At 34.3% G+C, this 22287-nt stretch carries 21 protein-coding genes and 1 pseudogene; 7 read left to right on the forward strand and 15 right to left on the reverse strand.

Features of this window, described 5'->3' with window-relative positions:
• Positions 1-24: 24 nt before the first annotated feature.
• Together hslU and hslV are read right to left on the reverse strand one after the other, a co-directional pair.
• Complete coding sequence (gene hslU, locus OM961_RS07120) at positions 25-1515, reverse strand: ATP-dependent protease ATPase subunit HslU (RefSeq protein WP_264339718.1); 1491 nt, start codon at positions 1513-1515, stop codon at positions 25-27.
• 1 nt (position 1516) lies between these two features.
• Complete coding sequence (gene hslV, locus OM961_RS07125) at positions 1517-2071, reverse strand: ATP-dependent protease subunit HslV (protein ID WP_182309841.1); 555 nt, start codon at positions 2069-2071, stop codon at positions 1517-1519.
• A gap of 115 nt (positions 2072-2186) precedes the next feature.
• Between hslV and gshA the strand changes: the two genes are divergently transcribed.
• Entirely contained in the window at positions 2187-3347 is a 1161-nt protein-coding gene (gene gshA / locus OM961_RS07130; RefSeq protein ID WP_264339719.1) for a glutamate--cysteine ligase, read from the forward strand.
• A gap of 3 nt (positions 3348-3350) precedes the next feature.
• Here the strand turns inward: gshA and OM961_RS07135 are convergent, their stop codons facing one another.
• The 3 genes from OM961_RS07135 to OM961_RS07145 all read right to left on the reverse strand — a co-directional run bounded on the left by OM961_RS07135 (position 3351) and on the right by OM961_RS07145 (position 5964).
• Complete coding sequence (locus OM961_RS07135; protein WP_264339720.1) at positions 3351-4148, reverse strand: hypothetical protein; 798 nt, start codon at positions 4146-4148, stop codon at positions 3351-3353.
• Positions 4149-4218: 70 nt separating this feature from the next.
• Entirely contained in the window at positions 4219-5166 is a 948-nt protein-coding gene (hemH, locus tag OM961_RS07140; RefSeq protein ID WP_007548918.1) for a ferrochelatase, read from the reverse strand.
• Complete coding sequence (locus tag OM961_RS07145; protein ID WP_264339722.1) at positions 5167-5964, reverse strand: hypothetical protein; 798 nt, start codon at positions 5962-5964, stop codon at positions 5167-5169. It abuts the gene before it with no gap.
• Positions 5965-6077: 113 nt separating this feature from the next.
• On the opposite strand from OM961_RS07145, the gene ndk reads away from it, so the two are divergent.
• Positions 6078-6497 carry a nucleoside-diphosphate kinase gene (ndk, locus tag OM961_RS07150; RefSeq protein WP_182309846.1) on the forward strand — a complete coding sequence of 140 codons (420 nt, stop codon included), beginning with the start codon at positions 6078-6080 and terminating at the stop codon, positions 6495-6497.
• Positions 6498-7096: 599 nt separating this feature from the next.
• On the opposite strand, the gene OM961_RS07155 is transcribed toward ndk, so the two are convergent.
• Positions 7097-7207, reverse strand: a complete 111-nt coding sequence (locus OM961_RS07155) for a WPE palindromic element domain-containing protein (protein ID WP_080717651.1) — start codon at positions 7205-7207, stop codon at positions 7097-7099.
• A gap of 391 nt (positions 7208-7598) precedes the next feature.
• Here OM961_RS07155 and recR point away from each other — a divergent pair, with 391 nt between their 5' ends.
• Together recR and OM961_RS07165 are read left to right on the forward strand one after the other, a co-directional pair.
• Positions 7599-8198, forward strand: a complete 600-nt coding sequence (gene recR / locus OM961_RS07160) for a recombination mediator RecR (RefSeq protein WP_425383625.1) — start codon at positions 7599-7601, stop codon at positions 8196-8198.
• Positions 8199-8201: 3 nt separating this feature from the next.
• The gene (locus OM961_RS07165) at positions 8202-9422 is read left to right on the forward strand and encodes a KAP family P-loop NTPase fold protein (RefSeq protein ID WP_155969219.1); all 1221 of its coding nucleotides are present in this window, start codon (positions 8202-8204) and stop codon (positions 9420-9422) included.
• Positions 9423-9467: 45 nt separating this feature from the next.
• Here the strand turns inward: OM961_RS07165 and OM961_RS07170 are convergent, their stop codons facing one another.
• The 3 genes from OM961_RS07170 to OM961_RS07180 form a co-directional block, all read right to left on the reverse strand.
• A complete protein-coding gene (locus tag OM961_RS07170; protein WP_264339725.1) occupies positions 9468-10061 on the reverse strand; it encodes a hypothetical protein in 594 nt (197 codons plus the stop codon).
• A complete protein-coding gene (locus OM961_RS07175) occupies positions 9953-10291 on the reverse strand; it encodes a hypothetical protein (RefSeq protein WP_264339726.1) in 339 nt (112 codons plus the stop codon). The genes OM961_RS07170 and OM961_RS07175 overlap by 109 nt, the downstream gene beginning before the upstream one ends.
• 69 nt (positions 10292-10360) lie before the next feature.
• Positions 10361-11725 (reverse strand): pyruvate dehydrogenase complex dihydrolipoamide acetyltransferase, encoded by a 1365-nt coding sequence (locus OM961_RS07180; RefSeq protein WP_264339735.1) that lies wholly within the window; start codon positions 11723-11725, stop codon positions 10361-10363.
• 73 nt (positions 11726-11798) lie between these two features.
• Here OM961_RS07180 and OM961_RS07185 point away from each other — a divergent pair, with 73 nt between their 5' ends.
• On the forward strand, positions 11799-12287 hold the full coding sequence (locus OM961_RS07185) for an SH3 domain-containing protein (protein ID WP_006280060.1): 489 nt from the start codon (positions 11799-11801) through the stop codon (positions 12285-12287).
• Here OM961_RS07185 and OM961_RS07190 read toward each other — a convergent pair.
• The 5 genes and pseudogenes from OM961_RS07190 to OM961_RS07210 all read right to left on the reverse strand — a co-directional run.
• A complete protein-coding gene (locus OM961_RS07190) occupies positions 12284-12769 on the reverse strand; it encodes a WBM0748 family T4SS-associated protein (RefSeq protein ID WP_264339727.1) in 486 nt (161 codons plus the stop codon). The genes OM961_RS07185 and OM961_RS07190 overlap by 4 nt on opposite strands.
• 120 nt (positions 12770-12889) lie before the next feature.
• Entirely contained in the window at positions 12890-15706 is a 2817-nt protein-coding gene (locus tag OM961_RS07195) for a hypothetical protein (protein WP_264339728.1), read from the reverse strand.
• Positions 15687-18041, reverse strand: coding sequence for a VirB4 family type IV secretion/conjugal transfer ATPase (locus OM961_RS07200; RefSeq protein WP_141456684.1), 2355 nt, complete (start codon positions 18039-18041; stop codon positions 15687-15689). Before OM961_RS07200 ends, OM961_RS07195 begins: the two co-directional genes overlap by 20 nt.
• Positions 18042-18085: 44 nt before the next feature.
• Positions 18086-18460, reverse strand: a complete 375-nt coding sequence (locus OM961_RS07205) for a hypothetical protein (RefSeq protein ID WP_022626145.1) — start codon at positions 18458-18460, stop codon at positions 18086-18088.
• Between the two features lie 94 nt (positions 18461-18554).
• Positions 18555-18782, reverse strand: a pseudogene (locus tag OM961_RS07210) (hypothetical protein); the annotation flags it as partial.
• A gap of 93 nt (positions 18783-18875) precedes the next feature.
• Here OM961_RS07210 and OM961_RS07215 point away from each other — a divergent pair.
• Complete coding sequence (locus tag OM961_RS07215; RefSeq protein ID WP_264339584.1) at positions 18876-20342, forward strand: IS4 family transposase; 1467 nt, start codon at positions 18876-18878, stop codon at positions 20340-20342.
• On the opposite strand, the gene OM961_RS07220 is transcribed toward OM961_RS07215, so the two are convergent.
• Positions 20295-20870 carry a hypothetical protein gene (locus OM961_RS07220; protein WP_264339737.1) on the reverse strand — a complete coding sequence of 192 codons (576 nt, stop codon included), beginning with the start codon at positions 20868-20870 and terminating at the stop codon, positions 20295-20297. The genes OM961_RS07215 and OM961_RS07220 overlap by 48 nt on opposite strands.
• An 87-nt stretch (positions 20871-20957) precedes the next feature.
• Here OM961_RS07220 and OM961_RS07225 point away from each other — a divergent pair, with 87 nt between their 5' ends.
• Positions 20958-22283 carry an IS4 family transposase gene (locus OM961_RS07225; RefSeq protein ID WP_264339075.1) on the forward strand — a complete coding sequence of 442 codons (1326 nt, stop codon included), beginning with the start codon at positions 20958-20960 and terminating at the stop codon, positions 22281-22283.
• Positions 22284-22287 lie beyond the last annotated feature (4 nt).

Below are 22287 nucleotides of genomic sequence, written 5' to 3' on the forward strand. Positions count from 1 at the left end.
CTTAAAGTAGGCTTTTCGTTTTTCCTAAAGTATAAACTTAGATAAATCAAGCTGCTTCGAAATTGACTCAAGTTTATCTTTTACATACTTGCTGTCTATAATGAATTTTTCGCTATTTTTCTCAGAAGCAATGAAACTTATTTCATCTAAAAGCTTCTCCATGACAGTGTGAAGCCTTCTTGCGCCTATATTTTCCACTTGCCTATTAACTGTAAACGCTATTTCAGCTATGGTTTTTATACCATCATCAGTGAACTCAAGTGTCACATTTTCTGTTTTCATTAAAGCTATGTACTGCTTTAACAAACTAGATTCTGGTTCCTTTAATATTCTTATTAAATCCTCTTGAGTAAGTGCCTTAAGTTCTACCCTGATCGGTAATCTGCCCTGCAATTCCGGTAAGAGGTCAGATGGTTTAGACTGATGAAAAGCACCAGATGCAATAAATAATATATAGTCTGTTTTTACATGGCCATACTTAGTTGTAACAGTTGTTCCTTCAAGTAATGGTAACAGATCGCGTTGCACTCCTTCTCTGTTTACTTCACCTTTTACTTCTGTACGCGCTGCAATTTTGTCTATTTCATCCAAAAATACTATACCGTCATTACTAACAAGATCAATGGCTTCTTTGATTATCTTATCTTCATCCATTAGCCTTTCACTTTCTTCATTAATTAATATTTCACGCGCTTCTTTTACCTTCACCGTAATAGTTTTTGTTTTTTTGCTCCCGTTAAACATCTTGCCCATTATTTCTGTTACATTCATCACACCAACTTGCCCACCTGGCATGCCTGGTATATCGAAAGTAGGTAACATACTCTTGCTCTCTCTGACGTTAATAGAAACTTCTCCGTCCTCAAACTCTTTATTCCTCAACCTTTCTCTAAAAATTTTTTTACTCTCTTCGGTTGCATTTTCGCCTACCATAGAGTTTACTATTGTTTTCTCAGCTAAAATTAAAGCCTTTTTAGCTAAGGCTTTACGGGCTTTCTCTTTAACTAAAACTATTGCTGCATCAACTAAATCGCGTATTATCGAATCAACGTCACGTCCAACGTACCCTATTTCAGTAAACTTCGTTGCCTCAATTTTTATGAACGGTGCACCGGCAAGTTTTGCTAAGCGACGAGCTATTTCAGTTTTACCAACCCCTGTATGACCGATCATCAATATATTCTTAGGTATGATTTCATCACGCAATGGAAATGGAACCTGATTGCGACGCCAACGATTTCTGAGCGCAATAGCAACAGCACGCTTTGCATCATCCTGTCCGATTATGAATCTGTCCAATTCTTTAACTATCTTCTGTGGTGGCAGGTCATCTAACAAAACTTGAGTGCTGTCATTAACTTGAACATCGCTGTCATTTGAATCAAAACCACTCTTAGTATCTTTATAGAGGTTATCTTTTTCATCGTAGGTGTCACTACTACAAGACCGCCCTTCTGAAAGGGTTATAGGCTGATTGGAAAAATTGGTGCACAAAGTTTTTTGTTCAGAAGACATATCACTCCTCTATTTTTTCAATAATTATATTATGATTTGTATAAACACATATATCAGCAGCTATCTTCATAGCCTTTTTCGCAATTTCCTCTATTGATATTCCTTTAATGTCAATTAAAGCTCTTGCTGCAGATAGAGCAAAATTTCCCCCAGAGCCAATAGCTGCAATTCCATCTTCAGGTTCAAGAACATCACCTGTTCCCGTAATTACTAATGAAATAGATTTATCTGCAACAATCATCATAGCCTCTAATTTTCTTAGATATTTATCCATTCTCCAGTCTTTTGCAAGTTCAACACATGCCCTCATTAATTGCCCTGGGTGCTTGTCAAGTTTAGATTCTAGTCTTTCAAAGAGAGTAAATGCATCGGCTGTTGCTCCAGCAAAACCGGCAATTACAGAATCACCAGAAAGACGCCTAACTTTTTTTGCTCCGGATTTTATAACAGTGTGGCCCAGTGAAACTTGTCCGTCACCTATTACCACTACGCTTTCACCCTTTCTAATTGATAATATAGTAGTGCCATACATTTTACTGTTGTCGTGTTGAATCATTTTTCTATCACTTTAAATAAGAATCTCATTATACTTTAATCTTTAGTCAAATTTGCTAAATATGTTTAATTATAGCTTATAATATAATACCTTCCTTATAACATTTAAAGTGTAGATGCAAAACATAATTCACCCAGATTTGGAAAAAAGTATAAATAATTGGTTCGGAGCAAAATTTAACGGCCTTACATTGCCATTTTATAGCTCTATAGATCTTAGAAACTCTGGCTATAAAATCGTTCCAGTAGACGCTAATTTATTTCCTGCGGGGTTCAATAACTTAAGTGAAGAATCAAGAACGATGGCAGCAAGATTGATAAAAAGCTATTTTAAAAGACATCAATACAAAAAGGTTCTTATAATACCGGAAAATTATACACGCAATAAAATGTATATAGAAAACGTATTTGTTATAGAGAAAATACTACAACTCGCAGGTTTTGAGACTAGAATTGGCCTTTTATATAATGAAGTATACAATTTAATAGAACAGTATGAAACTGTTGTGAAAGAAAACTCTCTGCTAAAGACAACTTCAGGATTTGTGCCTGATGTTATTATACTGAACCGTGATATGACGAGCCACATTCCAGACACGCTGAAAGACGTAAAGCAAGATATAGTACCAAGCCCACTATACGGTTGGCATAGCAGGCAGAAATTTAAGTATTTTGAAATCTATCAAGAATTAGCATCTGAGTTTTGTGGCAAATTTAAAATAGACCCATGGCTAATTTCTGTGCTTACAGAGAGCTGTGATGGAGTTGATTTTGATGATGATTTGTCACTAGGAGCAGTAGCAACTAAAGTTGACCAAATATTATCTCTAGTGCAAAAAAAATATGAGGAATATGAAATAAAAACACAACCTTACGTTTTTATCAAAGCAAGCAATGGCACATATGGGATGGGCATTATAACAGCAACAAGTGGAGAGGAAATATTAAACCTCAATAAAAAAAAGCGTCATAAAATGAAAAAGATAAAAGAAGGAATAGCAATCAATAGCGTTATTATACAAGAAGGTGTACCAACCATTGACATGTTTAAAAGCAGTTCTGCAGAACCGCTAATATACTATATAGGAGATACTCCAACATGTTACTTATACCGATGTAATAGCAGAAAAGATGTATATTCTAGCTTGAATGCCACTGACTGTGAGTTTCATGATGTTAGCCAGGTTGTAGAAGGTAAAATTCTATCACTTTGGAGTATTGTTAGCAAATTAGCAGTACTAGCGTTGGCAGTAGAAATAAAATCTTTTCATCCCTAATTCTTATACCTCTACAGTGCTGTCATTAGAATGACCGTTTATATTATGAACATCATCAAGTTCAGTGGAAGGATCATCATTGACAGGTTGTTGAAACAATTTGTCAAGCTGAACTGCAAGAAATACTGCACTATATATTATGCTGACTGTTACGCTTAAGTTGAAATTATAGATTATACCATTACCTAAGTTTATTGGTATAGTTGGAGTCTCTATCCTTCTTAATATGAAGTTTAATAAACCTAACGACAAAGTTAATGTGCTAATAATAAGGTCCTTCTTACACTCAGCAGACTTTTCAGGATCCTTATTATCCAGATATTCCTTGCATGTATAATAATAGCTTATAGGTTCTGAAATGAACAAAAATAGGGTCGTTGAGGTTAAGTTAATATAACTTATTATGTCTGTATTGCTTCCAGTGCAAAAATGGATGATTTTCAACATCATTAGCGCTTCTATGGTGCTGCTTGCAAGATTAGCCGATTTACCCACAATTTTTGCCAGCTCTTTTTTACTCTCAGGGTTTCTGTAATCCTTAATTAGATCCTGTAGAGTAAATGCAGAATGGGCAATGTATAGAATAGATGTCGGAAACTTTACTAGTCGAGCAACATTCCGTATAAGAAAGATATTGGATCTATTATTGTCAATGAACTCGCAGCAAAATTGCAGTGAAATCTTACACAATAGGGCTGTTAAACCTGTTGTGATGCAGATTACCTTCCTGAAATCATGATCATAAATATCATGCACCCTTTGTGCGAGTATGTTAGATTTCTTTTTTAGCTTGTTTGGCATGAAATAGTTAATAACTTCCTGTTATTCTATCACATAAAATCCTAAAAGAAAAGCCCTATGAATCAGGACTTTAAGGGAGATTTATGCACAAATCGGCCAGGCATTTTATAAACAAGGGATCGGTACTGAGAGTTGGCACACGAAAGTAATATCCATCCTTGATAATTGCTTTATATTCTATATCAAGTTCAACTAGAGTTTCTGAATGCTCAGAAACAAAAGATATAGGTGATAGAACTACAGGTACACCATCAGCTTTTGCGCGTAATAGCTCACTTTCAGTGCTTGGCTCTAGCCATTTTACAGGACCAATCTTACTCTGATAACATATTGACCAATCTAAGTTATTGATAGCTAACTTTTCTACTATTAACTCTACGCTTCTTTCTACCTGTGAAGCGTAAGGGTCGCCCTTTTTAATGATACTAAGAGGTAAGCTATGGGCTGAAAATAGGACTCTTGGTTTACCGATTTTTCTAGCCAATTTATAGTACTTAGCTATCAGATTAGTGTGAGCTTCAATAAAATCTTGGTTATCATAATAACGGTGAATCATTTTTGTATTGCATTTTAGGCCATACCGTTTAGCATTTTTTTGCCAATTCTCGATGGATGACAGAGTTGTGGTAGTTGAATATTGTGGATACAGTGGCAGCAGAATTACTTCGTCAGGATCAAACTGTTTTACACTTTCAATAACTTCGTCAGCAAATGGACGCCAATAGCGCATGCAGATGAATACCTTGTGTACATGGTTTCTATTTTCGTTTAATTTTAGTTCTAAAGCATTAGCTTGCATTTTTGTATTCTCTAGAATTGGCGATTTACCTCCAATTTCCTCGTATATTTTTCGTGCAGTATTTTCTCGTTTCGCAGATATAAACTTTGCTAAAAGAAACCGAAAGGGATTCGGTAGATTGATTATTCTCCTGTCATAAAAAAGGTTGAATAAAAAAGGACGGACCGCATTTAGTGAATCAGGCCCGCCAAGATTAAATAAGATAACTGCCTTTTTCACCTACGCACTACTACAACAAGTTACTTCTGGGGTGCCTATAAAATTAGCTACACACTCATCAAATTTAGTTATAGGCACTAAATTTCTTACACTGGCATACAATAAGTGGCCTGATCTCTTCAGGTTACTTTTGGTGGATGTGAAGTTCCAATCGAAAAATGTATCGACAAAAAGACTTGGTACCGTTTCAAGAAGTTCAACAGCAGCTAAAGATAGCATTATACAACTTTGCAGGACATTCAGAAGAACCTTGAGGGGAAAAAGTAAAACTTTAACGAAAAGAGAGGTGCTACTTGTTTCATCCAGTAGTCGCCCTGAGTTAGGCGAATTATACTCGGTGTGTTTTCTATTTTGATCAAAGATAGGAAATTTTATAGTATCTTTCTTAAATTCCGCGTCTATTTCTTTTCTACTATGGTTAGTGATTTTTTCCATTAACTTCTCACGCAGATGAAAAGTTCTGACAATAAAACATGTGGCAATCATTAAGGAAGCACATAAAAGTGCGCATTGCATGAGGCTCATACTGCCTAGCATAGCTGGCAGTGCAAAACAAACAAGCGGTGCTATGATTGTCATTTCAAGAAATGGAATAGTGTTTCTTTTCATTGCAAAAGCAGCACCTTTTTTTAATTCTGTATTATGATGTAAGCTATATTCCAAAAAGCTTAAAAAGGCCAAATTAAAAGTTAAAAATCCTTTTGTTCCACAAAAAAGTGATGACTTAAAGTTACTTACTAATTTTTTAGTAGTAGATTCAGCTTGTTTAGTAGTGTTATTTTTACAACATTCACCCATACAATACCTCCTTGATGATTTGTCCTTAATTATAGATAAAAAATCACTTCTATGAAATTAAAATTTGTAATAAAATAAATCTATAAATGTACTATTCTATATAAGGAAATAATATGGCAATTGAGAAGACACTTTCAATCTTAAAACCTGATGCAGTAAAAAATAATATTACAGGCAATATAAATTCCTACATCGAACAATCTGGGCTGAAAATCACAGCACAAAAAATGATGTTACTAACAAAAAAACAAGCAGAGCTGTTTTATGAAATTCATAAAGATAGGCCTTTTTTTGGGGAATTAGTAGAGTTTATGACCTCTGGTTCTGTGGTAGTTCAAGTTTTAGTTGGTGAAAATGCAGTAAGTAAATACAGACAAATCATGGGAGCTACCAATCCAAAGCAGGCAGATAAAGGCACAATCAGGGGTGATTTTGCTGATGATATTAGTGAAAATAGAGTCCACGGCTCGGATAGTCTAGAAAATGCTCGTAAGGAGATAGCTTTCTTTTTTGCTGAATGTGAGTTGGTGTAGTTAACTCAGATTGGCGTCATCCAAGTAGCTGACAACATAGAAACGAAAAAACTTGCTTGACACCCTCCGCCAGCCCCCTTATCATGAAACTGAAGCTATTGTATTTGCTTTCGCCAATCTGCAGATTAAAAGGTAAGGATTACTTAATGTATCGGCGTCTTATGTTCAATTTTTTGCAGTATATAGATACTGTATGTCTTTACAAAACTTCATCTACATCTAGGTTTTTATCTAAATAAGCTGAACGCGCTTATAAAGCGTTACAAGACATCAAAAAATGCCAATACTCGACAGAGATAGTAAAAGACTAGCTAACTCGGGGATTCTTTGTCTTTTTTTCTGCTTAGTAAATTTCTTAAACATTTGCAGCGTAAGTTAGTTGCAATTAAAAGCGGCTGAATCTCGCTTGTCAAGCGTTTAAAACATAAAAAACGCCAATATTTTAAAGCGGATAATAACCCCAGGGCTTCTTTTGCCTTTTTTTTCATTTGGTAAATTTCTTAATATTTATAGCTAAAGTAATTTAAAAGTCCGTGAAGGGTGTCATGCCAGTGCTTGACACTGGCATCCAGTTTTCCATATAATCTCATCAAAAATGTTTATTTTCTAGCTACTTTTATACTTATCAACCCAGTATGCTTACTTACAATTAAAATTTCTGGATCCCAGTGTCTGGGCACTGGGATGACAGCTAGCCTGACAACCGTCATCCCGCTACGTGTTAGCGGCTAAGAGATACCGCGAATGAATCGCGGTATGACGGTTCGCGGCAGTATGACGTAGAGCTCACGTTAGCTATACTTTTATGCTTACAAACTTAATAAAATTCCTGGATCCCAGTGTCTGGGCACTGGGATGACAAAAAAGGAGGCACTAGGATGACAAAGGAGAGCTACTCGGATGATACCTTTTTCTACTTAGTTTGGGTTATGCAAGAAGTCTATTATAATCAGGCTTTAAGTGTGCGGAAGTAATTTTTTGCGTTAGAGTAAAAAATTTTTTCTATAGCTAATCAAAGTGGATCAAGAGAAACTTACCACTTTCTTTACAAAGGGTTTGATGTTACCATTTGACTACCTATTCTGAATTTATTGGATGAACATTAACATAAAAAATCTAGTTCATGCTTTCTCTAAATTGCCAAGTTTAGGGCCATCATCATCACGCAGGTTAGTTATACATTTACTCCAAAACAAAGAAAAAGTTATGCTACCACTTGCATCTTTGATTAAAGAGCTAGCAGATCTTATAATAGAGTGTGAAGTTTGCGGAAATCTAGATACTAAGTCACCTTGTTCTATTTGTACTAACCCAAAACGTGACACTAAGTTACTGTGTGTAGTAGAAGAATTAGGTGATCTATGGGCGTTTGAAAAAGGAAATATATATTCAGGTTTATACCATGTTTTGGGTGGCAGATTGTCTGCAATAAATGGCATAGGTCCAAAAGAACTCAACCTTGACACTATTCTGAAAAAAGTGACAGAGTCTAAAATTGAAGAGATAATTATCGCAATTAATCCGACATTAGAGGGCCAAGTTACTGCACAATATATAATTGAATTGCTAAAAAATTTGGATGTGAAAATATCACGCCTTGCTTGCGGCATACCAATGGGCGGAGAAATTGACTACCTTGATGAAGGAACGCTGAGGATAGCACTTACTTCAAGACAAGAATATGAGTTAAATATAAAATAAGACATGTGCTTAAAAAAACTTATATCGCTAATAACATTCAAAAAGAAAAAAATAGTGCCACCACTTAAAGTGGTGGCTTGGGAAAATGACCGCCTAAACTATAAGCAATTTTCAGGTAAATTCAACACTATAATTAAAACAATTGATCAGTCTTTTACAATAATATCTTTAGAAGGATATGATGGATGGGGCAAGACGTTTTTTTTGAAAGAATGGGTAAAAGAGTTAAAACAGCAAAATGAAATTGTAGCTTATTATAGTGCATGGGATATCAATGCATTGGACCAACCACTTCCTTCTTTTTTAAATTTTCTATTTGAAGATTTATTTGCATCGTATGAAGTAAAAAGAAGCGTTATACAACAGTTCAAGAACATAAACCAAGAGCTATTTTCTCTAAACACACTAGGAAAGCTGATCAGTAAATCTCCACTTGCTATGCTTTCAGTATTTCTTGATGCTGCAAAAGAGGCTGATAAAAAAGACATAGGTTTTGTCTTGAGTGAATTAAGTCTTCTCCAAAGAAGAAAAGAGAGTACTAGAGATTTCAAAATACAGTTAGCGGATGTGGTTAATAAAATCAGAAAAGACAAAAACATTTATATAATGGTGGATAATCTTGATGTGTGCCGTCCTAAATTCGTTGTCGATTTTTTGGAATCTATAAAGTATATGCTTGATGTGGAGGGGCTGGTTTTCATTATTTCTGTAAGTAAAGATAAGAGTAATGTACAAAGAGCAATCAGCACAATACTTGGACCAAATTTTGACCTAAAATCTTTTACTGATCTCTCTTTACATTTGCCAAAACAACCGATAGAAAAATTTACAAAAGAACTATTTGAAAATATTAAATTACCGAAAAAGTCAAAAAATTTGATTGTAGATAGTTTTATATTTTATGCAGAAAGCCTATCACTATCGTTAAAAACAATAGAATACTGCGTAAAAAAAATAAAGCTGTGTCTTCTGAATCACACAAGAGAAGAATTACCTGATCCGAATTTGTTTGCATTTTTGGTAATACTGCAATCAATAAATATTGATATATATGAGGAACTAGATTCCTCATGTCAAAGATCCTTGGAAAAAATTGAAAATGAATATAAATCTTTAGTTCTAAATGGTCAAGAAGAATGGGAAAAACTTAAAACCTCTCTAGAAACTGCTTTTGCAGAGAGGGAGTCAAAAATTAACAAAGCTATAAAGGATATACTATTTTGAAAAGATACCCTACCTTCACATATACAAAGATAGGGTAACATTTGATTAACGCCCTTTTACTATGTCATTACCTTGTTCAAACTTTCTGATTAATTCGCTTACATTGACATTAGATAATTTTTTACCTGCAGATTTGTCATTATGTGAAGCATCAGGTTTACGAAGGTCTTCCTTACTGTTACTCCTAGTAATATTACATCTAACAATGTTTGAATTATTAGACTTATCGCTTACATCTGAAATATTGCTTTTTTCACTACATGAAGACGAATTACTCGACATATTGCCTAAGCTAAAGAGCTTTTTACCTTGATAGATTGGATTCCAATCAAGTGGATTATAAGTTTTTTTGCTAGTCTCAACCTTTTGGTTATTTTGCTGTTTAGGAGAAAAACCAAGTTTTTCTCTTTCTTTCTTGCTTAGCGTTTTGAGAAATTTTACGGTTTCTAATTCATCAGTTGCTTGTACTTTATGTAAATCAAAGCTTTTTTGATGGTTATCCTGCTTAACATTTTCCATCATTTTATCTTTTATTGTTCTATCCTCATCATCAGAAGTGCTGCTACTAATATCACTGATACCACTATCCCCTGAATTGCGGCGTTGTTTGTTAGGAGTGCTATGAATGTTGTCTTCCATGAGTTTTTGCATTGTTGGGCAAATGTTCTTCCAAGATTGCTACTCACTGTTTTATTACTATCATTTGCTTGAGAATGAGGTACATTTCGCTCAAAAATTGCTTTTATTCCAGCAAATTTAGCTTGGGAAGATTTCGGAGGAACAGGTGGGGCAACCATGCCTTTTGAGTTAATCTTTCCTTCATTTTGAGGAAAAATTTTTGGATTATTTTTTTCTACTGTAGTATTCATTTTTTTACCTCTAAACCTATTAACTAATAAAAGTATAAACTTAGAGGTATTAATTTTGTAATAACAATGCTAATAGATTACCGCAGTTTCAATAAGCATCACCAGAGGATTCTCTATATAATGCTTAAAGGCATTTAAAAACTTTGCTCCGAGTGCCCCATCAACTGCTCTATGGTCAACAGAGAGCGTTACTGTCATTATTTCTGCTATTTCTATTTTCTCATTCATAACAATTGGTTGTTTTTTAGATGCACCAACTGCCATAATGCAAGATTGCGGCGGATTGATTATAGCACTGAAGGCTTTTATACCAAACATCCCTAAGTTGGAGATAGTAAACCCTCCTCCTTGAAACTCTTCAGGTTTCAATTTTCCAGATCTTGCTCTGCTTACTAAATCTTTCACTTCTTTTGATATAGATAAAATACCCTTTTTATCAGCATTTTTTACTATAGGAGTAATTAGCCCATCTTCAAGTGCCACAGCGATTGAAATATCTATATTTGAATATCTCAGTATTTTATTATCTATCCACGAAGAATTTATATCAGGAAATTTTTTCATGCTGAAAGCTGCAGCTTTTATGATTAGATCATTAATTGTTACTTTATTGTTTTCATCTGCTGAGTTAATCTCGTTTTTTAACGATATTAACTTATCAACCTGGCAGTCTACAGTTAAATAAAAATGTGGAACATTCTGTTTTGATTCAGTCAGGCGCTGTGCTATCACTTGGCGCATGTTGCTTACTTCAACTATGGTATCTTTCTCAGGACTTTCAGTATGTATACCACTGCCTAAAAACTCCAACACATCAGCCTTAATTATGCGACCATATGGTCCTGTACCTTTTAATTGCTGCACATTAACCCCTTCATTTTGAGCTATTTTCTTAGCTAATGGGCTTATTTTTGTTCTACCTTCTGCATAACCCTCTGTCATCTGAGTAGCTGACACTGGGATCCATTCTTCTTTTCTAGATCCCAGTGTCAAGCACTGGGATGACATTGAGGGGTTGGATTCCAGCGTCACGCGCTGGAATGACACCGAAGAATGACTTATTGGCTTTCCGTTTAAATCTTGGTGTTCTGATTTTTGATTATTAACAGCACTTTTTGTCACTTCCTTTTTAACTGCACTATTGATGGAAGTTGAAGTATAGTTGTTAAGTGCACTTTCATCTTCTCCTTCTTCCAGCATTAAAGCTATTGGTTGATTTACAGGCACGCCACTTGTTCCTTCTGTTACTAAAATTTTTGCTAAAACTCCTTCATCTATAGATTCAAACTCCATTATGGCTTTATCAGTCTCTATCTCAGCAATTACGTCGCCTACCTCAACTTTGTCTTGTTCTTTTTTATGCCACTTTACAATTTTTCCTCCAGCTTTGCTCATTGTTGGTGAAAGAGCAGGCATTAATATTTCTATAGGCATTGATTTTGCATTTAAAGATCTATTCAATTTTTAATTTACTCTTTATCTTATGTCAACCTAATCGTGAATTATGATGAATAAGTCTGTTACACTATCCCTCACGTTATCCCAGTGCGTGACACTGGGATCTTGGTTCAGTACTATTATCCTATTGTTTTTATTATTTAGCCATAGCTTGTTTGCTAACAACTTTGTTTCAACCAAATCAAATAAGATCAACATGAGAACGGGGCCAGGGTTTCACTATCCTGTAAAATGGATATACACTTGCAAAAATCTGCCCCTGAAAGTGATAGAAGAGTTTGAGAGTTGGAAAAAGGTCTGCGATATAGATGAAGACTGCGGATGGATAAAAGGCAATCTTCTTAGTGATAAGCGCTACGCGATTGTAAAAGAAGATACTTATGGATATCAAAAACAGAGTGTAGACAGCAAGATTACTATGAAAATAGACAAGTTTGTTGTGATGAAGATAGAAAAATGCAACGAAGAATGGTGCTTTCTTTCCACCCCAAAACGCAAAGCATGGGTACAAAAAAAACATATATATGGGGTTGATTAGGTTGACAAAAGATCTGAATTAACACTAGTTTCTGGGCCTTCTGTAGCATGCTCTTCAGATGAAGCAGAGGTTTCTTGAGGCTCTGGAGACTGTACAGGGCTATCACAGAAACTCCTTAACATCTCCTCAGCGGATGAATCTAAAATTTGTACAATAGACTTTTCACTTTGTTCTCTTAGCGATTGATCCACTCTAGAAATCAACTCAGAAAACTCGCTACCTGATTTTTCAGCTTCACTTTTTATTTTACTTTCTATGCTTGCAATATTACCTTGGTCAATTTCTTCTTTTGTTATGTTGAATGACTTTGCAACATCTTGATATCCAATCTTGCAATTTCCACAACCAATTATGCAAAAAGTAATAGAATCAGATATTTCGCTTGCAGCCCAATTATGTATAGTGTAAGCCAAATAATTGTCATGGTATTTAATGCTAAATTGTTGTTCTATTAACTCAGAAATTTTATTCTTTAGAGACATAAAGCACCCTCCTACATTCGTTATACCTTTTTGTTAAGATACAGCAATTACACCATTTACTACATGCTTTACTTTAATTAATTATTAAAACAAGAGCATCATTTCCAGAGCTATATCTTTTTACCTTGATAATTCTTTTTTGACTTCCTCTTTAATTATCCCACTTATATTCACGTTAAGATCCCCTACCCAAAAATCAGTCATAGTTTCAAGATCGTATAGATCCTCTATTACTTTTTTAATAGCAGCATTTATTTCTTCTTCGTCAAATTCCTTTATAATAGGTCTAATCTTCACATACCCTGGAGAGCCTTTACCATAAATTCCTTTGCTTTTATTAATGCAGCCACCTGCACCAGATCTACTGCTTCTCAAACCACTTCCACACTCTACTGTTTCATACTTGATTTCACCATTTTCTATATATGCTATTTGATTGTCTTGTGTAGACTTCAGTTTATCTGCCTTTACAATTTTCTCCTCTAGCTTTAAATCTTGCTTATGAATTACTGTTTCCTCATAACCCTTACCACCGTATGTTCTATACTCACCTCCACCTGCAACAGTAATTAGTTGCTGGCAATGTTGCTTCTGCGAATTGCACATTTCTATGAAAACAGGTCCCCCGTCCTTATCTGAGAGGTTACTTTCCTGGTTACCCCCTCCCTCTGTGACTTGCACCTTAATTATAGGATAATTAGGATCGATTTTCAGTTTAGCTTTAATATAATCTCCTGGCATCCCTACTCTGCTTTCAGTAGAATGGCATTTTTGATTGTCACAGCCACTACCTTGTATATGACCTGCTTCACCACTTCCCCACGCTTCTATTTTAATACGATCAAATTTTATTGATAAGTCATCTGTATAAACATCTTTATTTTTATGATCATAGGATTTTTCATTATTTTTTTCAAGATCTGGTTTCTTATTTTTCAGCTGTTCCTTGATTATCTCTTTTAATTTTTCTTTTAATTTCTTTTTGAGACCTTCTAAATCGAACCTACACAATTTATCAGCGTAAAAGACCTCCGTTCTGTTTGCTTTTATTGGTGCTTCTGGTTGCGTGACAACGCCATTTGTATTTTGTGAAATCTTTGTATAAAAAGGTTGAGTGTTTTTTTTGTCTACATATCGTGTTGAACGGCTGCATGTTCCAGTAAAGCAGATACAACCATCATCACCTTGATTACATTTTTCTCTATGCTCTACATCCGTCAATTTGTACACTACTTTCAGTCCTTTACTAGATTTAAATGTATCGTCTATCTCATCATTTCTTTTTACACAGTAACTGCATTTCCCCTTTTCCTGTTTATTGTTGTCAGGGAAGAAAACATACCCTTGCTTATTGAATATTATTTTATCTAACTCACTCTGATCTCTGTTTAAGAGATCGGCTCTTTTATTTTCCTTGCTTGGAAGATAATAGAACTGATTTGATTCCTTGGAGTAAACAGCATTGTATTTAGTATATCTTGTTCCCATTAATTTTAGTGGTATTATTTTATTTTCTCTTTTAAGAACAAACTCCTCTGGTTCTGGCTGCCATCCAGAAAGACAAAGCATTTTACTGTTAGAATTTCCTTTATACTTTACTTCTATTTCCGGCTGCCCAGAGTTATTAAATTCACATTGAATAGATTTGTCTTTTAACTTTTTCTCAAAATCATTAAAACTATAAAAACTTCCGCCTTTAGAACATTTAATTTGCACATCAGGAACATAGCCATATTCTTTCAGAACTTTAAATTGTTGCGGATTACTTTCTAATATACCTTCTATAATATTATCAATATTACTATCAGTTGTTTTTGCTACTATTGCTGGTTTTACTACTTTTAAAGATAGGGGGCCAATGTTTATAGGATGGTTGAGGTCAGTATTAACATTAAAAGTACAGGAACCATTACTATAGGTTCCATGTGCTTTAGCACAAGTGCTCTCACTCATCTTCATTTCTACTTTCAATGTATTTGCATTTACTATCTCCACTATCTCAGGTTCTGGAGCAGGTGGTGCAGGAAAACAGCGGATGAACTGTGGATTGTTTTCATCTATACTTTGAGTTCCAAGGTATTCAGCGCAGAGCTTATCTTTTTCTCTATAAGTTTTGAAGTAGTACGTGATGCCATCTTTGTCTAAAATAGAGCGCCACTCAGCTTTATTTTCTCCATACCCTTTAGGGAAATCTAATTTTTCTCCAATCTCTCCGTCTCTTCCTTTCAGATTACCAATGATTACCTTAACCTTAGGATTAAAGTAATCATTGTCTTTATCTGTTATAGGAACAATTCTAACTTGTGGAAGCGACATTGCAAGTTGTTCACAAAATGGAGGGGGGCCAGGTGCAAGTGGAACAGGAGCACATTTTACTGCCGTTTGGTAGCAGGTATCACAGACTTTTTCCATCTCCCCAGGACGGAAAATATTCTCACCCGAAAATACTCTAGAACCCCATGAAGAAATTCCTGACATACAAGCCCCTTTTTGACTGCAAGCACATATTTTAGGAGAGTTAGCGAATCTTCTTTTTTCCTCATCAGTAACACCGTCTGCCCATTCCCATTTAAGACCCCGAGCAATTTCTCCTCCAGCTTTTGTTTTATCTCCTTCCCAGTCGATAAAAGCTGCAGCAGAAACTCCAGCTCCTGTACCTTGCGTTCCATATATCTGGCGGCAGGATTCCCCACTTTGTAAGTCATAACAATAACTTTGTCCATCATAAGCACATACTCTAATTTTGGGATTAAAGTAACCATCAACTCCTTGATCTTTTATTGCTTGCACCTTAATTTCCTTTACCCAATCTCCACCAACTATTGCTTCCCACCAAGTATTACTTTCTACAAATGTTGGACAATCAGCATATCCTTGATACGAAAGACCAAGTATCAAAAAAAATATCAATAAGAAATTAAGCCTTACACTTCTCATAAAATACCGGTAACCACTCATTAACTTCTTCTCCTTTTTCCTTTATTGCCTCGTACATATACTTTATCGTCTCTTTGTTAGCTGAAAGTACATGTATTTCTTGCATATTCTTTAAATCTAAATTTAAAGTTACTAATCCTTTATACTGTTTTATCAAAAATAAACCTTCCTGCGTTGGCGTCTGCAGAATTATATTCAGCTCCTCTTTTGATAAAGAAAATGCTTTCATGTATAATCTATTTGCATTGACGTTCGGCATCAAGATTCTTGTATCAACATGTTTATCTAAATATTGAGTAAATTTGCTAGCAAATGCGAGATTTAAATTTTCAGTACTTAGGATTACTACAACATTTAGTTCCGTCATTCTTTGCATCCAGTTATCAAACTCTTTCTCTGTAGGAAAAATATTACTTATCTCCCATGCTTCATCCAAAACAAGTATTGCAGGCGAGCCATCACATTTTGCCTCAAAAGAATATAAAAAATAGTAAAGTATCACGGACATACATTCCTTTTGTTTTGTAAGGTTTGCGGTGTTGAGAGATATAATTTTTGTTTCCCAGTCAATATCTGATTCATTACCATCTTGAAATAAGTAAGCAAAGTCACCATCGTCACACCATCTACTTATCTTACCCCCAAGGAGCAAGAGCACCTCAGAAATTTGTGAAATAGAACGTGATTCCTTGGGTATAGCAAATATAGAATCCACAATTTTTCTTATCTTTTCTTCTACGTCCACCAAGCTCGTATCGGCTACCATTCTTCTGATCAGTTCAACCAACATATTGCGATTGGAAGCACTATCTTCAATGTTTAGTGGATTAAATTTTAGGCTTTTGTCCTTATATTTTGGATCGATTATGTAATATTTACCACTCACTGCTTTAGTAAAAATTATTGATTTTCCAGTGTTATCCAATATGACAATTCTTGGGTTAAACTTTCTTGATTCTGATAATAGAAAATTAATGAGTGAAGTTCTGCCTGAATTTGGAGCTCCGAGTATCGTAGTATGGCCATTATTTCTTTTTCCATGAAAATTAAAGAAGTAAGGATTTCCTTTTTTTGAGAAAAAAATCATTACCGCTTCCTTCCACCTTCTTCCTTTTAATGTACCTGACGTAAAATCGTGCAGCATAGCAAAGCTGCAAGCGTATTTTGTTAAGATATTTTTCGGTTGCGTAATAAAAGCAAAATTGCCTGGAAGTTGTGCCCAAAAATGACTTTCCATATGTAAATCAGTTCTAAACATCATGAAGCCAACTAATGACATTATAGAAGATAAATCACTAATACTTTCAGCTAACTTATTCCTATCATCTGCAAATATTGTAAAAATAATTTTCTGTTGGCAGAAGTCTATACTAGAGGTCTTTTCAAGCTCTATTATTTCTTCAATTCCTGAGCTTTTAAGTAAGGTATTATCCTCACTAATTTGCAGCATGTTGATTTGTTTTTTAAATTCTTTTATTGCTTTGTTATTACTAGTAAATATCATTATTTCTGTAATGATAAATTCAGATTCAAGCTGCAAGCATCTATCTATATTACCTAAAGAGATTTCCCGGTATTCTTTTATGCTGAAAATAGAGCCAAATTTCTGTTGATTTTCAAATATTGTTTGAAACGTATTGAAACCAAAAGCTATTTTAAAATTTCTAATATATTGCGACAGGTCCCTTTCATGTATTGGATAATCTTTGTGCGTTAATGTAACAATATAGTGGAGAAATTCTATCATTTCAGAATATATTTTACCTTCACTAAACCTTAGACTCAGTTTTTTAGCTCCAAAAGGTCCTAAATCATTTTGAATTACGTCAGTTATCTTTTGCAACTCCTGATGGCTTTCTTGTAAAGACAACTTATGCTTATTCTTTATTCTATTGAAAAAAAACGAATTATTAGTATGCTTGCCAAAATCGCTAAACAATATTACAATGTATAGTTCATTTATATACTGTAATTTACTATCAGTTAGTTTATTAAACCACGTTGAATGTAGGTTGTCAGAGAAGTCTTCAGTTTTATTCCATTTCAAGCTCAGTTTATTGCGCTTTCTAACGGTATGAATCCAAACGGTAAAACACAGGCTATTAATATTTTTTGATATGCTTTTTCTAATTTCAGTTCTGAGGTCGCTGTAGTTATCAACAGAAGAATAATCTTCTAACTTGATTATTTTTAACAATTCTCCCTGTTTTGTTAGTATGGTTTCTTCATCGTAATGACAAGCATAAGGAACAAAATCTAAATCAATGCTTTCTAGTAATGCTAAGTTGTTCTTTTTTTTAAGCTTAGAGTTAACTGTTGGTACTTTTAACTGCATATGCGTATTCAATAAAGATAATTAAAAAAGATAAAAATACTATCTTAATTTTTATCTTTTTTTTCGCTATCGGATTGTAATTTTATATCTTTTGCAAAGTTAAATTTTTCTTTTAAGTAGTCTGTTGCCTTTTCTGTACTACCGAACATCAGGACCAGTACACCAAACATTATCATAAAAAAGATTAGACCTCTGAACACTACTGCAAGTATCACTGCAGCTATACACAACCCTATGATTGTTGAAGGACTCATATTTTCTACAGTATCTTTAACTGAAAATGAAGAAATAAAATTTTTTACCGTTTCTTGTATACCCTTTAATTCATCACTCGCCGAACTTGCTTCGCTAGAATATGATGCAAAAATGAAACTTAATAAGGCTATAAAAACCAAAACTTTATTCAATTGAATGCGCATCAACTAAACACCTTTTAAACATTCCTCAAATATAACAACTTTTATATCAATAGGCAAGAACTGAATTCACTTATCCACTACAAGTAACACATATTTAATTTTTACCGCTGTGAACATGCTGTAAGCTCTTATCATCAACAAGAGGACTCACATTAATGGATGTTAATTTACTTGATAGGAAGTTTGAATGCAATTCAGCTACTGCTGCTATAGCAAGCACTGCAACCATAGCAAGTAGTCCTGCTTCTATCAATCCTGATGTCATTGCTCCTGCAACAATGCACCCTATTGTGGAGAGAGCACAACCTGCTACAAATCTTACTATTACCCATAAGTATATAAATAGTAAAAAAGCTGATATTTTACTAATTCAACTTTCTATTATAAATGGATCTATGGTCTAAAAATGGAATATATGATGAAAAGAACTATAAATACTTCAACTGGCGAATGGGCAGAAAGTGAATTTGGAATTGTTAATTTTGGTGATATAAGATTAAGTAAAAGGCTTCTAAAAATAGTTAATAGTTTTGCTGAATCGCCTGAGCGTTCAATAAATCAAGCTTGTGAAGATTGGCATCAAAGTAAAGCAGCTTATAGATTTTTCCAAAACGATGCCATTTCTGAGAGAAAGATATTAGAAAGTCATATAATTAAAACTGTTGAAAGAGCTAAAGAATACTCAACTATCTTAGCTATCCAAGACACGAGTTATATCTCATATAAAAATCATAAAAAGACCGAAGGATTAGGGATTATAGCAGCAAGATTAACATCTAAAACAACTAATTTTAAAACACATGGATTAGTGATGCATACAACGTTTGCAGTTACAACAGAAGGACTGCCTATAGGATTATTGGATCAAAAAATTAGTACTAGACCCTCCTTAGCTGAAGACCTAAAAGAGTTGAAAAGAAGAAGCCATAATACTGCTGTTCCCATAGAAGAGAAAGAAAGCATACGGTGGATAGAATCACTTAAATATTCTACTAATCATCCTGGATTAAAGGATATCAAGGTAGTTACCGTCTGTGACAGAGAAGCAGATATGTATGATTTATTTGAAGTTGCTTCCACTAATCAATCTCTTTTTGTAGTAAGAGGAAATCAAAACAGAACAATAAATAAGAAGTCGACTTATTCTGAAAAAGGTGGTGAAAGGTTGTGGGATCTGATGAATCGCATGTCTTGTCAAGGAGAAATACAAGTGAATATTCCTGCTCGCAATGATAAACCTCAAAGAACAACAGTTTTAGAAGTAAAGTTTAGCAACTTTGTGATGAATGCATCAAAAAATAACGCTAGACGTAAAACCCAAAAACTTCCTAATTTAAGTTTAAATGCTGTCTATGCTATAGAAAAATACCCCCCATTTGGCGAAGAGCCTGTGAACTGGATTTTGTTGACAAATATAAATATTAATAATTTTGAAGAAGCAGTAGAAAAAATACAATGGTATTGCTTAAGATGGAGAATAGAGGTTTTTCATAAAATTTTGAAATCTGGTCTTAAAGTTGAAGAATGTAGGCTCCAAGCAGCAGATAGATTAATCCGCTTTCTTACAATAATGAGTATAATTGCATGGAGAATATTTTTTATCACACTAGTAGCTAGAACAAATCCAAATCTTTCTTGCACTTTCATACTGACTGACGACGAATGGAAGGTTTTATATACCAAAATGCTTAAGACAAAAAACTATCCTGAGACACCACCACCTATAAGAGAAATTGTGAGGTGGGTGGCCAAGTTAGGAGGGTTTTTAGCTCGCAAAAATGACTTAGAACCAGGCCCTATAGCTTTGTGGAAGGGATGGAAACGTCTCTTTGATTTAGCAGAAGGATGGAAACTTGCTCATGAATTTTATACTTGTGGGTAATAGTAAGGCTACAAATGCAACGTGAAGATTTCTGTTATTGGGTTGTTTTTCAAGTGGAGTATCTTCACCCTTTTTCTTATTCAAAGGAAATTTCTGCACGATTGTAATGGCGTTTTTTCTGTCCCTTTTTTCTTCGGGTTGCATTGAATCTTTTGCCTGGCTGCCTGTCATCTGAGTAGTTTGACTATTTGGATCCATACTTTCTTTTTCTCTGGATCCCAGTGTCACGCACTGGGATGACACCTGTGGTGACTCTTTCTCAACTTGATCTTCAATCTTTTTATTATATTTAGAAGGAGATCTTCGTCCACTTGGCCCTTTGGACCTTGTTTTAGTTAGGTGTGCTAATTTTGTCTCTCCTTCATCCTCTGGTTGTAAGCCATTATCTTCTTCAACAGAGCTCAATGTTGAGTTTAAACTTTCCTCAGATGAAGTGCTTGCTATTGATGTTAAACTGTTTTTTCTACTATTTATTGGTGATATCGAGTTTTTTTCACTCAGTCCAGGTGAGTCTATTCCACTATCCATACGCGTCAAGTTAAGGAAATAAAGGTATGAAAGAGATAGAATAATAAGGTATAAGTTCTCCCAGATATACTTTTAGTGAGAGAACCAATGAATAAAATAACTTGCTTATCAAAAAAGCTCAAAGAATTTTTTAATGAAAAAGCAGAGAAAATCTCAATTACAACAAGGTTTATAAAAAGAAAGAGAAAGCTAAAAGGTTCATCATTCGTAAAAGCCATGGTCTTGGGTAATATAGGAGTTGATAATTGTAGCGTAGAAACAATGTGTCAATTACTAAACGAGGACTCGATAGATATAACAAAACAAGGTTTGGATTTTAGATTTACTGAAGAAGCAGTGGAATTTATGAAAAGGATGTATAATGAATCTGTGATTCTCTTTAAAAATATCTTGCAAGTTGATTGCAAAATCTTACAGCAATTTAATAGTGTTAAATTATTGGACAGTAGCTATATTACTCTACCTAACAGTATGGAAGAGATGTATAAAGGTTATGGTACTAGCTACAGTGGCTATGAAAGCAATACTAAGTCTGGAATAAAGTTACAATTAGTTTTCGACTACATGAATCAGATAATAGACCAACTTAATTTAACGGAGGGGGTAAGATCAGACCAGGGATATAGGAAACATTTAAGTAATATATTAAGCAATGATTTGCTAATATCTGATCTCGGTTATTTTGTGCCAAATTCTTTTAAACAAATCAATGAAATAGGAGCTTATTTCATAAGTCGTTATAAATCCGATACCAACATATATGATGTAGAAACAAATCAAAAAATGGAGTTATTAGAATGTTTAGAGGATAAGTTATTTTTAGAAAACGAGGTATTGTTAGGAAAAGAAGCAAAAATTAGAGTAAGAATTATATGTCAGAAACTAACTGAAGAACAGTCTATGGCCAGAAGAAGGAAAGCTAATAGATTAGCAAGATCGCAGGGATATACATCCTCTAAAAGAAATCAAAAATTGTTGAACTGGTCAATATTTATAACTAATGTTCCAGAAAATAAAATTAGTGCTGAGCAAGTATTAACGATTTACAGAGTAAGGTGGCAAATTGAGTTATTATTTAAATTGTATAAAAGCCATATCAGGCTTGATAAGCTAAAAGGAAAGCCATGCAGAGTATTATGTGAACTATATGCTAAATTGTGCGCAATTCTTATATTTCACGGCATAGTTGGTTGCACAGAAGTGAAAAAGAATACAGAACTTAGCTTAACAAAGGCATTTATTGAGCTAAAAAGGCGGGTTAGAGAGTTATTTTTAGTATTAACCAAAATTAATAGTTTAAAAGCATTTCTTAAAAAACTCACTATAACTTGGTCGCGATTTTCATTAAAAGACAAACGTAGAAGGGCTAGAGTATCCACTTTAACCTCTCTAAATTTGCTCACAATCTCTTAACTTG

This window comes from Wolbachia endosymbiont (group A) of Cydia splendana (assembly GCF_947179475.1).
Classification (GTDB): Bacteria; Pseudomonadota; Alphaproteobacteria; order Rickettsiales; family Anaplasmataceae; genus Wolbachia; species Wolbachia pipientis.

What these genes read in the sequence shown, in the direction of transcription:
- hslU (WP_264339718.1), bottom strand. Translation starts at nt 1,515, where the DNA reads ATGTCTTCTGAACAAAAAACTTTGTGCACCAATTTTTCCAATCAGCCT.
- hslV (WP_182309841.1), bottom strand. Translation starts at nt 2,071, where the DNA reads ATGATTCAACACGACAACAGTAAAATGTATGGCACTACTATATTATCA.
- gshA (WP_264339719.1), top strand. Translation starts at nt 2,187, where the DNA reads ATGCAAAACATAATTCACCCAGATTTGGAAAAAAGTATAAATAATTGG.
- OM961_RS07135 (WP_264339720.1), bottom strand. Translation starts at nt 4,148, where the DNA reads ATGCCAAACAAGCTAAAAAAGAAATCTAACATACTCGCACAAAGGGTG.
- OM961_RS07145 (WP_264339722.1), bottom strand. Translation starts at nt 5,964, where the DNA reads ATGGGTGAATGTTGTAAAAATAACACTACTAAACAAGCTGAATCTACT.
- ndk (WP_182309846.1), top strand. Translation starts at nt 6,078, where the DNA reads ATGGCAATTGAGAAGACACTTTCAATCTTAAAACCTGATGCAGTAAAA.
- OM961_RS07155 (WP_080717651.1), bottom strand. Translation starts at nt 7,207, where the DNA reads ATGACGGTTGTCAGGCTAGCTGTCATCCCAGTGCCCAGACACTGGGAT.
- OM961_RS07165 (WP_155969219.1), top strand. Translation starts at nt 8,202, where the DNA reads ATGTGCTTAAAAAAACTTATATCGCTAATAACATTCAAAAAGAAAAAA.
- OM961_RS07170 (WP_264339725.1), bottom strand. Translation starts at nt 10,061, where the DNA reads ATGGAAGACAACATTCATAGCACTCCTAACAAACAACGCCGCAATTCA.
- OM961_RS07175 (WP_264339726.1), bottom strand. Translation starts at nt 10,291, where the DNA reads ATGAATACTACAGTAGAAAAAAATAATCCAAAAATTTTTCCTCAAAAT.
- OM961_RS07180 (WP_264339735.1), bottom strand. Translation starts at nt 11,725, where the DNA reads ATGCCTATAGAAATATTAATGCCTGCTCTTTCACCAACAATGAGCAAA.
- OM961_RS07185 (WP_006280060.1), top strand. Translation starts at nt 11,799, where the DNA reads ATGAATAAGTCTGTTACACTATCCCTCACGTTATCCCAGTGCGTGACA.
- OM961_RS07190 (WP_264339727.1), bottom strand. Translation starts at nt 12,769, where the DNA reads ATGTCTCTAAAGAATAAAATTTCTGAGTTAATAGAACAACAATTTAGC.
- OM961_RS07195 (WP_264339728.1), bottom strand. Translation starts at nt 15,706, where the DNA reads ATGAGAAGTGTAAGGCTTAATTTCTTATTGATATTTTTTTTGATACTT.
- OM961_RS07200 (WP_141456684.1), bottom strand. Translation starts at nt 18,041, where the DNA reads ATGCAGTTAAAAGTACCAACAGTTAACTCTAAGCTTAAAAAAAAGAAC.
- OM961_RS07205 (WP_022626145.1), bottom strand. Translation starts at nt 18,460, where the DNA reads ATGCGCATTCAATTGAATAAAGTTTTGGTTTTTATAGCCTTATTAAGT.
- OM961_RS07215 (WP_264339584.1), top strand. Translation starts at nt 18,876, where the DNA reads ATGATGAAAAGAACTATAAATACTTCAACTGGCGAATGGGCAGAAAGT.
- OM961_RS07220 (WP_264339737.1), bottom strand. Translation starts at nt 20,870, where the DNA reads ATGGATAGTGGAATAGACTCACCTGGACTGAGTGAAAAAAACTCGATA.
- OM961_RS07225 (WP_264339075.1), top strand. Translation starts at nt 20,958, where the DNA reads ATGAATAAAATAACTTGCTTATCAAAAAAGCTCAAAGAATTTTTTAAT.